The organism is Telluria sp. AC161, assembly GCF_979258535.1.
Map to the genome: position 1 here is coordinate 5,065,154 of NZ_OZ409861.1, position 13,937 is coordinate 5,079,090.

Genomic DNA, 13,937 nt, shown 5'->3' on the forward strand with positions numbered 1-13,937 from the left:
ATTGCTGAAAGGAGCAGGGGCATGACGACGACGTTCAAGGCCGGCGACAAGGTGGAGTGGGAGTCATCCCAGGGCACGGTCACCGGCAAGATCAAAAAGAAATTGACGGCGCCAACCGACATCAAGAGTCACCATGTCGCGGCGTCCAAAGAGCATCCTGAATACCTGGTGGTCAGTGACAAGACTGGGGCCGAGGCGGCGCACAAGGCGTCGGCGCTGAAGAAAGCGTAACGCCTGCGCTGTGCCAAGGATCAGCGCTGCGCCGGTGCAGCCTGCTGTTTCGTCGCGGTCTGGATGAGGCAGCTGCGTGTGCACTGCTGATACGCCTTGTCACAGGCGCCAGCGCGGTCGAGCCGGCGATGCGTGTCGCCTGCAGCCTGCAGGGCGCGTGCACCCTGGCCCGGAACTGCACCTTCGGCCGTTCGCGCCAGCGGATTACGGGCAGCGGTCTCAGGCGGTGGCACGAAGCGTTCCTTGCCGCCCGAGCTCGCCTCGGCGCGGCATTCGCGCTGCGTCGATTCGCACATCGATGTACAAAAATTCGTTTCAGCAGCCAGCGCCGAGCCGGTTGTCAGCATGCCGAGGCACGTTATCAACGAGGCTGCCGGCATAGCAAGGCGAGTCAATGCAAATCGAAATGTCATGGCTTGAAGTCGAATGTGGAAAATTGCCAGTCTACGGCATCGACATCATTCAAAACTCACGCATTCTCATCCGCGTCGCCAATACTTTAAGATTCGGTTCATCTTGCGGCGCAAGCATGGCAAGGTAAGTCATTCCATCTACTGATTCCATACCATGCGCATTCTGCTCGTCGAAGACGACCTCTCCCTTGGCGACACCATCCAGGCCTGGTTACGTCTTGATGGCCACGCCGTCGACTGGGTCCAGCGCGGCGACTCGGCGCAGACGGCCCTGATGACCCATCGCTACGACTGCGTGCTGCTCGACCGCGGCTTGCCTGGCCTGTCCGGCGACGCGTTGCTCGGGCAGCTGCGCGCCGCCGGCAATGGCGTGGCCGTCATCCTGATTACGGCCTTCAATGCCCTGGCCGATCGCGTAGAGGGCCTGGACCTGGGCGCTGACGATTACCTGGTCAAGCCGTTCGAACTCGAGGAAATGTCGGCCCGCATCCGCGCGGCCGTGCGCCGTGGCGCGAACCAGGTGAGCAATGACCTCGTGCATGGCGAGATCGCCCTGAACCTGGACACCAAGGCGGCCAGCCTGCGCGGCGTGCCCGTCGCGCTGACGGCGCGCGAGTACAACGTGCTGTACGCGCTGCTGCTGCGCAAGAACAGCATCGTCACCCGGGCCCAGATCGAAGAGACGCTGTATGGCTGGGGCGACGAAGTCGAGAGCAATGCCATCGAAGTCTACGTGCACAACCTGCGCAAGAAGTTCGGCAGCGACAGCATCGTTACTGTGCGCGGGCTGGGCTACCGGATGAAGACCGATGGTGAATGATGCCCCGGTGCAGCCGTGGTCACTGCGCCGGCGCCTCTTGATCGCCATCGTGGCCGCCAGCACCGTGCTGTGGCTGGCCAGCCTGGGCATCGTCACCGTCATCGCCTGGCAGGAAACCAATGACGTGTTCGACGATGCGCTCGAGGAATCGGGCCACATGATCATGGCCGCCACCACCGACTGGAACGAGCGCGGCCTGTTGCTGCGGCCCGGGCTCGAGAGCCGGCCCGGCCGCAAGGTCGACATGCAGTACCAGATCGTGGCCCACGGGCGCGTCATCCAGCGCACCGGCGGTGCGCCTGCCCAGCCGTTCGTGACGGATTTTGATGAGCAGGACGGCTTTGCCGACGTGCGCAACAACGGCGATCCGTGGCGCGTGTTCGTCGTGCGCGACGCGGCGCGCAGCGTCGAGGTCCAGGTCGGCCAGCAACAGAGCAAGCGCTTCGACATCCTGGAAGAGCTGGCCGAATCGCTGTGGCTGCCCGTGCTGGGCTTCCTGCTGCTGCTGGCGCTCGTGTGCTGGGTGCTGACCGGGCGCGTGCTGAAACCCTTGCGCCAGACGGCGGCAAGTATCGCGGCCAAGACACCGCACGACCTGACGCAGGTGCCCACCGCCGGCCAGGCGCGCGAAGTGCTGCCGATCGTGCAGGCGCTCAACGGCGTGCTGGGCCGCCTGGAAGCGGCGCTGCAGGCCGAGCGTCGCTTCACGGCCGACGCCGCGCACGAGCTGCGCACACCGCTGGCGGGCCTGCACATGCACGTGCAACTGCTGCAGCGCCAGCATCCCGAACTGGCCGCGCCGTTCCAGAAACTGCGCCACGATATCGCGCGCACGACCGGGCTGGTCGACAGTCTCCTCATGCTGGCACGCCTGGACCCGCTGGCGCGCGAACAGCTGGTGCGCCAGCCCGTGCCCTTGCCGGCGCTGCTCGAGCGCCTCATCGGCGCGCATGCACAAGAAGCCGCGGAGCGCGGCATCACCATCGCCGTGCACTGCGAGCTCGAACATGTAGAGGCCGACCCGCAGATGCTCGACATCGTGCTGCGCAACCTGCTCGACAATGCGCTGCGCTATTGCCCGGATGGCAGCCGCATCGCCATCGATGCGCGCCGGCACGGCGGTTTCGACCGCATCGCCGTGCGCGACAATGGCCCGGGAGTCGATGAAGCCAGCCGCGCGCGCCTGAGCGAGCGCTTCTTTCGCGTGTTGGGTCAGGGCCAGCCGGGCAGCGGGCTCGGGCTGTCGATCGTCAGGCGCATCGCCGATCTGCATGGCATCGCGCTGACTTTCGGCGCTGGCCTGGACGGGCGCGGTCTTGGTGTCACGCTCGACTTCGACGCGTCCTTAAGATCGGTTTAATGTCCCGCCGGTGTAATGCGTTTGTGCCTGCCAACGCTGTGCAGGCAACGACCCACCAACTACCGAGGACTGACCATGAAACGTATTTCGCACATCGCCTGCATCGCCCTGTTGATCACCGGTTCGGCCGCTGCTGTCGCCCAGACCACTGCAACCCAGACGGCAACCCCGGCTGCAACCGCCACCGTAGCGCCAACCACCGCCCCGGCCAGCAAGGCCGCGCCATCGGGCTATGCCGGCCCATCGGGCGCGCCGTTGATGACCGCCAAAGATTTGCTGGCCAATGGCAAGGACGACCAGTACGTGCGCCTCAAGGGCAAGCTCACCAGCCACAAGGGCGACGAGAACTACGAGTTCACCGACGCCAGCGGCAAGATCATGGTCGAGATCGACGCTGATCGATTTCCGGCCGGCGTGACGGTCGATCACAACACGCTGGTGGAACTCACCGGCGAGTTCGACAAGGAAATGTTTGGTGACTCTACCGTGGACGTCGAGCAGATCAAGGTCGTCGCGCAGTAAGAACTGACGTGTTCGGGCGATAATGGTGGCTTCGCCGCCATGATTGTCCGATTCGCCCATGCATTACGATTACGCCGACCTGACGTACAACTTCGACTCCGGCGCCCTGAAGCGTGGCCACGATTACGCCGATGACGGCCATGTCCTGGTCGCGCAGTGGCAGGCCGACCGGCTGATTGGCGAAGTCGCCGGCAGTGGCGGGGCGATCTACCATCAGACTATCCGCGTGTTCACGCGCCGCGAGCAGGTCAACTTCGACGGTCGCTGCACCTGTCCGGTGGGCTACAACTGCAAGCACGTGGTGGCGGTCCTGATCAAGGACATCGAGTGCCGCGAACGCGAAGCCCGGCAAGCGCCCGGCGCGGCCAACGCCGTCGCGCAGCACTGGCTCATGCAACTCTCGCAGCTGAGCCAGATCACGCAGCCGGCGCTGGCGGGCACGGGCGCCGTGACCATCCTGGCCTGGGTCCTGGTGCCGGATCTGCACGGCCACTCCCGGCTGCACCTGCGCAAGGGCCGCCAGGGCAAGCGCGGCGGCATCGGCGCCAGTTCCAGCGACGTCAACCATCACGGCCTGCTGCGCGATCCCCCAGCCTGGATCGCGACCGGCGACGTCGAGCTGCTGCGCCAGTTTGCCGGCCTGGCCGCTGCTTCGGGCGGCCTGGGCGTCGCGCGGCCGCAAGGCGCGCTGGGCGCACGCCTGCTGGCCCAGCTGGTTGCACAAGACCGGCTACTGCGCGCCCACACGCCAGAGGATCTGGCGCGTGGCCGGGTCGCGCCGCTGCTGGCCGGCCCGAAGCGCGCGGCCGTGATCGACTGGCATCCGCTCGACGGCGATCCCGATGCGCTTCAGCTGAGCTGGCAGTTTGCCGGCGGCGGTGCGCGCGAGCAGCAGATTCCCGACGAGGTACTGCCAACCGAACCGGTCTGCTACATCGATGGCGACCTGATCGGAGAGCTGACGCTGCCGGCTTTGCTGGCGCCCTTGCCGCTGGAGATGCTGCTTGGCGCGGTGGAGCAGGCACCGCTGCTGTGGCCCGAGCACCGCGCCAGCGTGGCGACGCGCATGGCCGAGCTTGGCCTGGATGGGGTGTTCCCGTTGCCACAGGTGCTGGAAACCAATGAGCGCAGCGACGTGGCGCCCGTGCCCCTGCTGGTGCTCGACAGCATGCTGGCCAGGCAGCGCGGCGACTACCGCTGGTACGACCATGCCACCTTGATGTTCGACTACGACGGCTGGATCGCGGAGCCCGACGACGGGCCGGTGCTGCGCCGCGTCGAGAACACCAGGGTCCAGCTCATCGTACGCGATGCCGCGCTCGAGGCGGCGGCGCGCGCGCTGCTGCTTGGGCTCGGGTTTGCCGAACCGCCGCCCGACTCGCCACTGCTGGATCTGCCTGGCGCCTTGCAGCTTGCGGACGAGGCGGCCTGGGTCGGCTTCGTGCGCGACGCGCTGCCGCGCCTGGAGGCGGCCGGCTGGCAGGTCGAGATCGAAGGCGATTATCGCTATCACCTGGCCGAGGTCGACGACTGGTACGCCGAACTCGATGAAGAAGGCGAGGGCGGGCAGGCCTGGTTCGCGCTCGAGCTGGGCATCGTCGTGAACGGCCAGCGGCACGCGCTGCTGCCCTTGCTGCTCAAGATGATCCGCGCTGCGCCGCAGGAGTTCGACCCGGTGGTCCTGGCCACACGCGCCGACGAGGGCGACCTGGTGATCGAACTCGACGACGAAACACGTGTGGCCGTGACCTGGGGCCGCATCAAGCCGATCCTGGTCACGCTGGGCGAGCTGTATTTCAGCGAACGCATGGGCAGCCGGGTGCGCCTGCCGGTGATGGATGCGGCGCGCCTGGCCGAACTCGAACGCGCCGCGCACCTGCGCTGGATGGGCGGCGAGCGCCTGCGCGCACTGGGCCGCAAGCTCAACGATTTCGACGGCATCCGGCCGGTCGCGCTGCCCGCCGGGCTGAAGGCCGACCTGCGGCCCTACCAGCGCAGCGGCCTGGACTGGCTGCAGTTCCTGCGCGAGTACGAATTCGGCGGCATCCTGGCCGACGACATGGGCCTGGGCAAGACGATCCAGGCACTGGCCCACATCCTGGTCGAGAAAGAAGCGGGGCGGCTCGACCGCCCGGCGCTGGTCGTGGCGCCCACGAGCCTGATGCCCAACTGGCAGGCCGAGGCGGCCCGCTTCACGCCCGGCCTGCGCGTGCTGCTGTTGCACGGCAAGGAGCGCACGGCGCTGTTCAATGGCATCGGCGACGTCGACGTCGTCCTGACCACCTACGCGCTGCTCGGACGCGACGAAGTGGCGCTGCGTGATCATCGCTATCACCTGTTGATCCTCGATGAAGCGCAGTACATCAAGAACAGCCGCAGCAAGGCGGCGCAAACGGCGCGCCTGCTCGACGCGCGCCATCGCCTGTGCCTGACCGGCACGCCGGTGCAGAACCATCTGGGCGAACTGTGGTCGCAGTTCCATTTCCTGATGCCGGGCTTGCTGGGCGACGAGCGGGGCTTCAACACCGTGTTTCGCAAACCGATCGAGCAGGGCGCCGACATGGGCCGCAAGGACCTGCTGGTGCGGCGCCTGAAACCGTTCATGCTGCGCCGGACCAAGGACAAGGTGGCGACCGAATTGCCGCCCAAGACCGAGATCATCCTGCCGGTCGAGCTCGGTGGCGTGCAGCGCGACCTGTACGAAACGGTGCGCGTGGCGATGGACCGCAAGGTGCGCGACGAGATCGACCGCAAGGGCCTGGCGCGCAGCCATATCGTCATTCTCGAGGCGCTGCTCAAGCTGCGCCAGGTATGCTGCGATCCGCGCCTGCTCAAGACGGGCGCGGCGGGTGGCTCGGCCAAGCTCGAGGCGCTGATGGAATTGCTTGATACGCTCATCAGCGAAGGGCGCAAGGTGCTGGTGTTTTCACAGTTCACGAGCATGCTGGCGCTGATTGCCGATGAACTCAACGCGCGCAGCATCGCCTACGTCGAACTCACCGGCAGCACGGTCGACCGCGCCGCGCCGGTCGCTGCGTTCCAGGCGGGGCAGGTGGGCGTGTTCCTGATCAGCCTGAAGGCCGGCGGCGTGGGCCTCAATCTCACGGCGGCCGATACCGTCATCCACTACGATCCCTGGTGGAATCCGGCCAGCGAAAACCAGGCCACCGACCGCGCCTGGCGCATTGGCCAGACGCAGCCGGTGTTCGTCTACAAGCTGATCGCGCGCGGCACGCTGGAAGAAAAAATTCAGGACATGCAGCGCCGCAAAGGCGATCTGGCCAATGCCCTGCTCGCGGGCGATACCGAACTGGCGCCCGCCATCGGGGCTGACGACCTGCGCGAGATCTTCTCACCGGTCGAGCACGCACGGCCATAACGCAACAGGCCCGCCAAAGTGGCGGGCCTGTCAGGCTGTAACTACCTTGCGGTCTTCAGATCTCAGGCTTTTTCGAGATGCGAAGCGAGTTGGCCGCGCAGTTCGTGACCGCTCGAGTGCGTGTAATCCTTGTTGAGCTCATGCGTGATCAGCGCCTTGACCTGCGGATCGATTGCGGTGCGCAGCAAGCCCAGGAACTCGGGCGATGCGGACACGATCAGATGCTGGTACTGGCCCTTCTGGTGGCCTTGCAACAGGTACGCGGCGACGTCCTTGGCAAACTTTTGCGCTTCGTGCTCGGCTGGCGTGACGGCTGGCTGGTAGTCGCTGCCCGGCGCGCCCGCCTGTGCTGCGTGCTCGAAGCCGCCGCCCTGGCCGCCGCCGATATTGTGGCCGCTATTGCCGGCCGAGCGTGGGCTCAGGCGGTCGGTCACGATGTCGCTGACGCGCCCCTGCGCGGCGGGATTGACCATGTCTTCCACTTCTTGCAGCGACTTGGCAGATTTGGCATCGGCAAAAATACGTGCACGACCGGCATTGGCCGCGATAATCCAGGTTGTAGGCATAGAGTCCCCTGATTGAATGGTGGGTGGGCGCATCTAGCGCTGCGGAGCCTGGGCCCCGGCTGGCGCGATGCGCACGAAGGCCATCGCCGGCAATGGCGGACACGAACGATGCACAGCATCGGCCCGCGTTCCCTGCCTGGCGACAAGTGATGATTTAGTATAGCCCTGTCAAAAAATCCACGTCGCACCGCGTTTCTGCCGTGCGCGCCTGACGAGGTAGCGAGATACCAAATGGATCAATTTTCTGGTGGACGTGCAGTAGCGTACTGAACGGGAACGCTGCGGGGTGCAAGATGGACCCATCGACACTGCAAACACGGAAGGAACACTATCATGGGTAAATTTTTCATTGGCTGGCTCCTGGGCATCCCGGTCGTTGTACTGGTCATCCTGTACCTGATCTTCTAATCGACGATCGCGGTAGCAGCAATAAAAACGCCACCTTGCGAGGTGGCGTTTTTATTTGCACGCTTCACGGCGCTTGGCGCCGTGAAGCGTTTTATCCAACGATTACCAGCCGATATCCTTCAGCAGTGGCAGCGTCAGATCCTGCGGTGGCGACACCGACAGGGTCAGGTCCGAATTGATGCTTGGCTCCATCAGCAGGTTTGGCGATGCCGTCACGTCCCAGTGCGAGACCGACGAGCCCGGCGCCAGCGTGGCTGGGGTGTACAGCAGCGGACGACCGAGCGAATCGGCGCCGGCCTTGCGGGTCGGATCCGTGGCCAGCGACGCGAGCACGACGCCAGGCTGCGAACGCGTACCGTATGGCTTGGCAGCAGCGACTGCAGCTTTCAGTGCATCGCCAGCAGCTTGCGTGATACCGGCCGACGGGATGGTGACGGTTGGATCGGTGCCGCCCGGTGCGATGTCGCCGGCAACGTTGTTGGCCAGCAGAACGCCGACCGCACCAGCATTTTGCGCATTCTTCACCTTGACGGCAAAGCCGCACGAGCCGCGGCTGATGATCGGCACCTTGCCGCGGACTGCTGCGGCATTGGCGGCATTGAACGGGTCGCAGCCAGGACCGATTTCACCATCCTGTGGCGTGATCGTAGCCAAGGCACCGAGCGAGGCAACGGCAGGCAGGGTCGGACCGAAGGTCGACGCCGTATAGCTGATGGCTGGCAGCACGCCAGTTGGCGTCGCCGCTTTCAGGATCGGCTGTGAGCGCAGGATGCTGGCGCCGGCGACCGAGTTGGCGCCGGTCCAGGCCAGGCCCAGCGGGTTGATGGCCGAGACGCGGCGTTCGGCCGACGTCATGTTCAGCCAGTTCTTGCGAGCCGTGTTGTCATACATGAACTCTTCCCAGACGCTTGGCAGGCCGCCATTGGCGACATACGCCGAGCCATCCGCACTGATGCGGTAGCCAGTCGAGGTCTGCACGCTGACGACCGAGAAGCCCAGGCCGTGGCCCAGTTCGTGCAGCAGGGTTGCTGCGAAGTTCACATTGCTGCCGGCATTGCCGTCCAGGCCCAGGTAGAAGCTGCTGCCTGCGAGGCAGTTAGGCTGGCCGAGGTTCACGTTGAACTGGGTCTTGATGTCGACGTTGCCGTAGCCCGTGCCGTCATCAGGGATGCCGGCGGTCAGGTTGACACCGGCCAGCTTGTTGGCCAGTGCTGCTGGATACCAGGTATTTGGCTTGCCACCTGGGAAGTTATTCCAGATGTTCCAGGCGCCAGCGCTGCCCAGCGTGGCCGAGGTGGCGGTGCAGGTCAGCGCTTCCCAGCCAGCCGACACGGTGATCGTTACATTGCTCTGGAGGTTGCGTTCCCAGATATCGGCAACGTGGCGGTACACGTTCATGCGTTGCTGGCCGAGCGTCGTGCCTGTATTACCGCCAACCGGCGCCACCGGGGTCGGATCGTTGAAGCCGAAGCCAGCTGGATCGCGGCTCTGGATGGTGATGGTTGCAGCTTGTGCAGCGATGCAGGTCAGGATGCTGGCGGTGGCCAGCACGGTGCGTGCAGCGGTAAGCGAGAAGGATGGGGTGCGCATGATTACTCCGTGACAGGCGTAATGGTGTGAACGTGGCCGGTCGAATCGGCATTCTGGGTGTCGCCGTGCGTGACGGTGATGCTGCCGTCGGCATTACGAACTGCTACCGACGTGGTCATGAATTCGTCGGTCAGGCGGGCGCCGCGCGCGCCACTGCTGTGGGATTTTTGCAGCGTTGCCTTCGGTGCGATGCGTGCGTTGGCCTTGACGGACTGCGCTTTCAGCGCGACTGCTTCGGCAGGGGTGGCGCCGCGCAGCTTGCCGGTTTCGGCGTCGCGCACGACGGTCAGCGACTCATTCGAGACAACAGCTTCCTGGGCAATGGCGGACTGGCCGGAGAAACCCATCAGGGCAAGGGCAATGCCGGCGGCGCGCAGTGCGCGCAGGCCGGTTTGTTGTTTCTGGAACATGACAATCTCCTGGAAAAACATATTCGATGCAAAATGTGCGAAGCGCAGCGCGCTTCGGCAGACAACATGGCGTGGAGCGCTCAGGCGCGTTTGCGGCGACGTGCGGCAACCAGGCCCATGGCGCCGGCGGCCAGGATCAGGATGCTGGCCGGTTCCGGCACTTCGGCGGCGTCAGGTGCCGAGATCGACAGCGTATCGAGACCGACATAGTTCGACGTGGCTTGCGCACCGGTGTGCTGGAATGCGAAACGGGTCATGCCTGCTGCGGCAGCGATATTCGCGGTGTATTGCTTCCAGCCGCCGGTCGAGACGGTGAAGGCCGGCATCAGGCTGACCAGGACGCCATCGGCGCCGGTGTAGCCGAACGAGAAGCTGTCGCTGAAGCCGGCTTCGTCGACGGCATTCAGCCAGAACGAGACGGTTGCGCCCAGCGCGGTCGAGAATTCGGGGGTGTACAGCCAGTTGTTGATGATGCCATTTTCACCGGCAACGTTGTAATTCGACGCGGCGTAGCTGTTAGCGTCGCCGCTCTGCGACGTGAAGCCGGTGTTGCCTTGGAACCAGCCCGGCGTCGCGCCGCCAGGGGTGCTAGTATTTTCCAGAATCCAGCCCTTGCTCTGGAGGCTGCTTACATCATCAAAACCTTCTTCAATCACGACCCCGGCAAACGCCGAGGACATCATTCCGGAAACCAGCAATGCAACAAGTGCTTTCTTCATTCTGATGCGCTCCAAGTATGTTCGATGAACGGCGCTGCATTCGTGTCACAGCCCCTGTATCGGATGTCGTAACGATCATTCGACGACTATCGAGGCCAATGCATATTACGTGCCAGCAAAACAAGACGTTGATTTCTATGAGGAATATTTTTCAAGATGAAAATTTCGTAATTAATTGTAAGATTTTCCGACAAATTTCATACGCTTGTCACATGAATAACGACACTTTATTTTTCATTTGATGAATACGCGCTATTTTGTTGCTATAGGGTAGGTTTTCTTGCTGTTTTTGCAGCGAAGATGTTTTTCAGTATCTTGACCGTCAAGACGTTGATTAGAGGACGATCTCACCCCGTTCGACACCGTTGCATGCCATAGCGACAAGATAATTTTTAGATAGCTATAATCAATCGGTCGGCGTCTTCGTCCCAATGAAAGAGCTTCATGCGCTTCAGATCCATTCAATTGTCCCTGCGGTTCATCGTTCCCCTTGCCCTCGTGCTGGCGCTATTCGGGTACTTTGCCATTCCGTGGATGGAAAATCTCACCCAGCGCTGGTTCGTGCGTGACTTGGACACGCGCTCGCGTCTGGTGTCGAGCACGCTGCAACAGCCTTTGCTGACCTATCTCGAAGATGGTTCCGGCGAACGCATCAACGACGCGTTCGAGCGCGCGATCCAGGATGAGCGCCTGTACGCGCTGGCCCTGTGCTCGACCGACGGCATGCTGCTGTACAAGACCTCGACCTATCCGGCCACGCTCGGTTGCCGCGAGGGGCAGGTCAGTAACGAAGAAGATGGCGCGACGTCCAATCCGGTCGTGCGCCTGGCAGAAGGACCGGTTCACGTTTCCACGCGCGAACTGCTGCAGGACGGCGTGTCTGCCGGCCGCCTGGTGCTGGTACAGGACATGAGCTTCATCGAGCGCCGCAGCGCCGACACCAAGAAATACATCCTCGGCCTGTTCGTACTGATGGCTGGCGCGATTTCCATGATCACCGTGATCATCGCCCACCTGAGCTGGCATGGCTGGGTGGCCGGCATGCGTGAAATGCTGCGCGGCGAGCTGTTGCCGCGCTCGCCACGTCCCGGTGCGACCGAGCCCGTGCCCGCCGAAGGCGACATGGCGCCGCTGGCCAGCGAGTTCCGCGCCATGCTCAATGATTACCAGCGCGAGCTGGCTGCCAGCCCGGTCGAGTCAACGACCTGGAGTCCCGAAACGCTCAAGCTGCTGCTGAACCAGGACCTGGCTGGCGACCAGATCCTCGTGGTATCGAACCGCGAGCCCTATATCCACGTGGCCACACCCAATGGTGTGAAAGTGCAGCGTCCGGCCAGCGGCCTGGTCACGGCGGTGGAAGCCGTGATGCGCGCCTGCTCCGGCACCTGGATCGCGCACGGCGCCGGTTCGGCCGACCGCGAGACGGTCGACGCCAACGACCACGTGCCGGTCCCGCCCGACAACCCGAGCTACACGCTGCGCCGCGTCTGGCTGTCGAAAGAAGAAGAGCAGGGCTATTACTATGGCTTTGCCAACGAAGGTCTGTGGCCGCTGTGCCATATCGCCCACGTGCGCCCCGTGTTCCGCTCGACCGACTGGGCCGAGTATGTGCGCGTGAATCAGCGCTTTGCCGACGCCGTGATCGCCGAAGCGCGCTCCGACAACCCGGTCGTGCTGGTGCAGGATTATCACTTCGCCCTGCTGCCACGCATGGTGCGCGCGGTGCTGCCAAAGGCAACCATCATCACGTTCTGGCACATCCCATGGCCAAATCCGGAGTCGTTCGGCATCTGCCCATGGCGCGAAGAAATCCTTGACGGCATGCTGGGCAGCACGATCCTGGGCTTCCACACGCCGTTCCACCGCAAGAATTTCCTCGACACGGTCGACCGCTACCTGGAAACCCGCATCGAAGACGAAGCCTCGACCGTCAGCTACGGCAACCAGCTCACGCAAGTAAAGCCGTATCCGATTTCCATTGCCTGGCCTGACGAAATTCCGGGCGAACCCGATATCGCTGCCTGCCGCGCCGAGATCCGCCAGGCGCTGTCGCTGCCGGCCGACCAGTTGCTGGGCATCGGCGTCGACCGCCTCGACTACACGAAGGGCATCGTCGAGCGCTTTGAAGCCGTCGAGCGCATGTTCGAGCTGTATCCGGAAATGATCGGCAAATTCACGTTCGTGCAGATCGCCGCGCCCACCCGCTCGTCGCTGGACGAATACCAGAACCTGGAAACGCGCGTGCGCGGCCTGGCCCAGCGGATCAATGACCGCTACGCCAGCGGCACCTACCTGCCGATCGTGCTGAAGACCGAGCACCACGAACAGCGCCAGTTGCGCACGTACTTCCGCGCGTCGGACGTTTGCAGCGTGACCAGTCTGCACGACGGCATGAACCTGGTAGCCAAGGAATTCATCGCCGCCCGCGACGATGAAGGCGGCGCGCTGATCCTGAGCCAGTTCACCGGCGCGGCGCGCGAGTTGCATGAAGCGCTGATCGTCAATCCGTACCACATCGAAGAAGGCGCCGAAGCGCTGTACCAGGCGCTGCGCATGCCGCGCGACGAGCAGCGCGAACGGATGCGCAGCATGCGCCGCCGCGTGCGCGACTTCAACGTGTACCGCTGGGCTGGTCGCATGCTGCAGGATGCAGCGCGTCTGCGCCAGCGCGAGCGCGTCAAGTCGCGCATCGTCTCGCTCAGCCAGGACCGCGTGCGCAGGGGGGAAGCATGATCGCTGCCAATGACAACCTGCAGGCCGCACTCGATTTGCTGGCCGCGCCCGATTGCGCGCTGTTTCTCGACTTCGACGGCACGCTGGTGGATATTGCGCCACTGCCCGACCAGGTGATCGTCACCGACATGCTGCGCAGCGCGCTGCCGCTGCTACAGGCGCGCCTGAACGGCCGGCTGGCCCTCGTGTCCGGCCGCCCCATCAACGAGCTCGACAAACTGCTGGCGCCGCTGACGTTCCCTGCGGCCGGCGTGCATGGGATGGAGCGGCGTGGCGTCGACGGCGTCGTGCGCCGCCTGACACCGCCCGACTTCGCCCTGGTGCGCCAGGCTGCGCAGGGGCTGGCGGCGCGTCATCCCGACCTGTGGGTCGAAGAAAAACATGGCGCGCTGGCGCTGCATTTCCGCCAGGCGCCCGAGCTGCAGGCGCTGTGCACCGACGCGATGCGCGTGGCGGTGGACGCCAGCCCGGGCCTCTTGCTGATGGAAGGCAAGATGATCGTCGAGGTCAAGTCGAATGCCGTCAGCAAGGGCACGGCGATCCGCGACTTCCTGGCCGACGCGCCGTTTGCCGGTTACCGGCCCCTGTTCATCGGCGACGACACGACCGACGAAGCAGGTTTTGCACAAGTACAAAGTATTGGCGGGATCGGCCTGAAGGTCGGCCCGGGCCCCACCGTGGCCCAGTGCCGCATCGCGTCGGCGGAACAATTGCGCATCGTACTGTCGCAAGCGGCCGCCGCGCCAACCATTGGAAAGGACATACCCCATGAATGATGATTCCCAC

General features: G+C 64.2%; 12 protein-coding genes. 7 read left to right on the forward strand and 5 right to left on the reverse strand.

Annotated features, from left to right (window positions below; genetic code table 11):
* Positions 1–21 precede the first annotated feature (21 nt).
* Complete coding sequence (locus ACZ0AJ_RS22525) at positions 22–231, forward strand: hypervirulence associated TUDOR domain-containing protein (protein ID WP_332530512.1); 210 nt, start codon at positions 22–24, stop codon at positions 229–231.
* A 20-nt stretch (positions 232–251) separates the two neighbouring features.
* Here ACZ0AJ_RS22525 and ACZ0AJ_RS22530 read toward each other — a convergent pair whose 3' ends face one another.
* Positions 252–578: a hypothetical protein gene (locus tag ACZ0AJ_RS22530; RefSeq protein ID WP_499456602.1), complete on the reverse strand. Its 327-nt coding sequence runs from the start codon at positions 576–578 to the stop codon at positions 252–254.
* Positions 579–798: 220 nt separating this feature from the next.
* On the opposite strand from ACZ0AJ_RS22530, the gene ACZ0AJ_RS22535 reads away from it, so the two are divergent.
* The 4 genes from ACZ0AJ_RS22535 to ACZ0AJ_RS22550 all read left to right on the forward strand — a co-directional run bounded on the left by ACZ0AJ_RS22535 (position 799) and on the right by ACZ0AJ_RS22550 (position 6,725).
* On the forward strand, positions 799–1,464 hold the full coding sequence (locus ACZ0AJ_RS22535; RefSeq protein ID WP_183553903.1) for a response regulator transcription factor: 666 nt from the start codon (positions 799–801) through the stop codon (positions 1,462–1,464).
* Positions 1,454–2,824: an ATP-binding protein gene (locus ACZ0AJ_RS22540; protein WP_499456604.1), complete on the forward strand. Its 1,371-nt coding sequence runs from the start codon at positions 1,454–1,456 to the stop codon at positions 2,822–2,824. Before ACZ0AJ_RS22535 ends, ACZ0AJ_RS22540 begins: the two co-directional genes overlap by 11 nt.
* A 75-nt stretch (positions 2,825–2,899) precedes the next feature.
* The gene (locus tag ACZ0AJ_RS22545; protein ID WP_499456606.1) at positions 2,900–3,346 is read left to right on the forward strand and encodes a YgiW/YdeI family stress tolerance OB fold protein; all 447 of its coding nucleotides are present in this window, start codon (positions 2,900–2,902) and stop codon (positions 3,344–3,346) included.
* A 58-nt stretch (positions 3,347–3,404) separates the two neighbouring features.
* Positions 3,405–6,725: a DEAD/DEAH box helicase gene (locus ACZ0AJ_RS22550; RefSeq protein ID WP_499456608.1), complete on the forward strand. Its 3,321-nt coding sequence runs from the start codon at positions 3,405–3,407 to the stop codon at positions 6,723–6,725.
* A gap of 62 nt (positions 6,726–6,787) precedes the next feature.
* Here ACZ0AJ_RS22550 and ACZ0AJ_RS22555 read toward each other — a convergent pair whose 3' ends face one another.
* The 4 genes from ACZ0AJ_RS22555 to ACZ0AJ_RS22570 form a co-directional block, all read right to left on the reverse strand.
* A complete protein-coding gene (locus ACZ0AJ_RS22555; RefSeq protein ID WP_258837336.1) occupies positions 6,788–7,291 on the reverse strand; it encodes a host attachment protein in 504 nt (167 codons plus the stop codon).
* A gap of 510 nt (positions 7,292–7,801) precedes the next feature.
* Entirely contained in the window at positions 7,802–9,289 is a 1,488-nt protein-coding gene (locus ACZ0AJ_RS22560; RefSeq protein WP_499456610.1) for a PA domain-containing protein, read from the reverse strand.
* A 2-nt stretch (positions 9,290–9,291) separates the two neighbouring features.
* Positions 9,292–9,699, reverse strand: coding sequence for a post-PEP-CTERM-1 domain-containing protein (locus ACZ0AJ_RS22565; protein WP_499456612.1), 408 nt, complete (start codon positions 9,697–9,699; stop codon positions 9,292–9,294).
* An 80-nt stretch (positions 9,700–9,779) separates the two neighbouring features.
* The gene (locus tag ACZ0AJ_RS22570; RefSeq protein ID WP_499456613.1) at positions 9,780–10,418 is read right to left on the reverse strand and encodes a choice-of-anchor J domain-containing protein; all 639 of its coding nucleotides are present in this window, start codon (positions 10,416–10,418) and stop codon (positions 9,780–9,782) included.
* Positions 10,419–10,862: 444 nt separating this feature from the next.
* On the opposite strand from ACZ0AJ_RS22570, the gene ACZ0AJ_RS22575 reads away from it, so the two are divergent.
* On the forward strand, positions 10,863–13,151 hold the full coding sequence (locus ACZ0AJ_RS22575) for an alpha,alpha-trehalose-phosphate synthase (UDP-forming) (RefSeq protein WP_499456615.1): 2,289 nt from the start codon (positions 10,863–10,865) through the stop codon (positions 13,149–13,151).
* Positions 13,148–13,927: a trehalose-phosphatase gene (otsB, locus tag ACZ0AJ_RS22580; protein WP_183553885.1), complete on the forward strand. Its 780-nt coding sequence runs from the start codon at positions 13,148–13,150 to the stop codon at positions 13,925–13,927. Before ACZ0AJ_RS22575 ends, otsB begins: the two co-directional genes overlap by 4 nt.
* The last annotated feature ends 10 nt before the right edge of the window (positions 13,928–13,937 follow it).

Bases quoted from the DNA above. Each gene is read 5' to 3' on its own strand.
- ACZ0AJ_RS22535 (WP_183553903.1), top strand. From the start codon at position 799: ATGCGCATTCTGCTCGTCGAAGACGACCTCTCCCTTGGCGACACCATC.
- ACZ0AJ_RS22575 (WP_499456615.1), top strand. From the start codon at position 10,863: ATGCGCTTCAGATCCATTCAATTGTCCCTGCGGTTCATCGTTCCCCTT.
- ACZ0AJ_RS22540 (WP_499456604.1), top strand. From the start codon at position 1,454: ATGGTGAATGATGCCCCGGTGCAGCCGTGGTCACTGCGCCGGCGCCTC.
- ACZ0AJ_RS22545 (WP_499456606.1), top strand. From the start codon at position 2,900: ATGAAACGTATTTCGCACATCGCCTGCATCGCCCTGTTGATCACCGGT.
- ACZ0AJ_RS22565 (WP_499456612.1), bottom strand. From the start codon at position 9,699: ATGTTCCAGAAACAACAAACCGGCCTGCGCGCACTGCGCGCCGCCGGC.
- ACZ0AJ_RS22560 (WP_499456610.1), bottom strand. From the start codon at position 9,289: ATGCGCACCCCATCCTTCTCGCTTACCGCTGCACGCACCGTGCTGGCC.
- ACZ0AJ_RS22555 (WP_258837336.1), bottom strand. From the start codon at position 7,291: ATGCCTACAACCTGGATTATCGCGGCCAATGCCGGTCGTGCACGTATT.
- ACZ0AJ_RS22550 (WP_499456608.1), top strand. From the start codon at position 3,405: ATGCATTACGATTACGCCGACCTGACGTACAACTTCGACTCCGGCGCC.
- ACZ0AJ_RS22525 (WP_332530512.1), top strand. From the start codon at position 22: ATGACGACGACGTTCAAGGCCGGCGACAAGGTGGAGTGGGAGTCATCC.
- otsB (WP_183553885.1), top strand. From the start codon at position 13,148: ATGATCGCTGCCAATGACAACCTGCAGGCCGCACTCGATTTGCTGGCC.
- ACZ0AJ_RS22570 (WP_499456613.1), bottom strand. From the start codon at position 10,418: ATGAAGAAAGCACTTGTTGCATTGCTGGTTTCCGGAATGATGTCCTCG.
- ACZ0AJ_RS22530 (WP_499456602.1), bottom strand. From the start codon at position 578: ATGCTGACAACCGGCTCGGCGCTGGCTGCTGAAACGAATTTTTGTACA.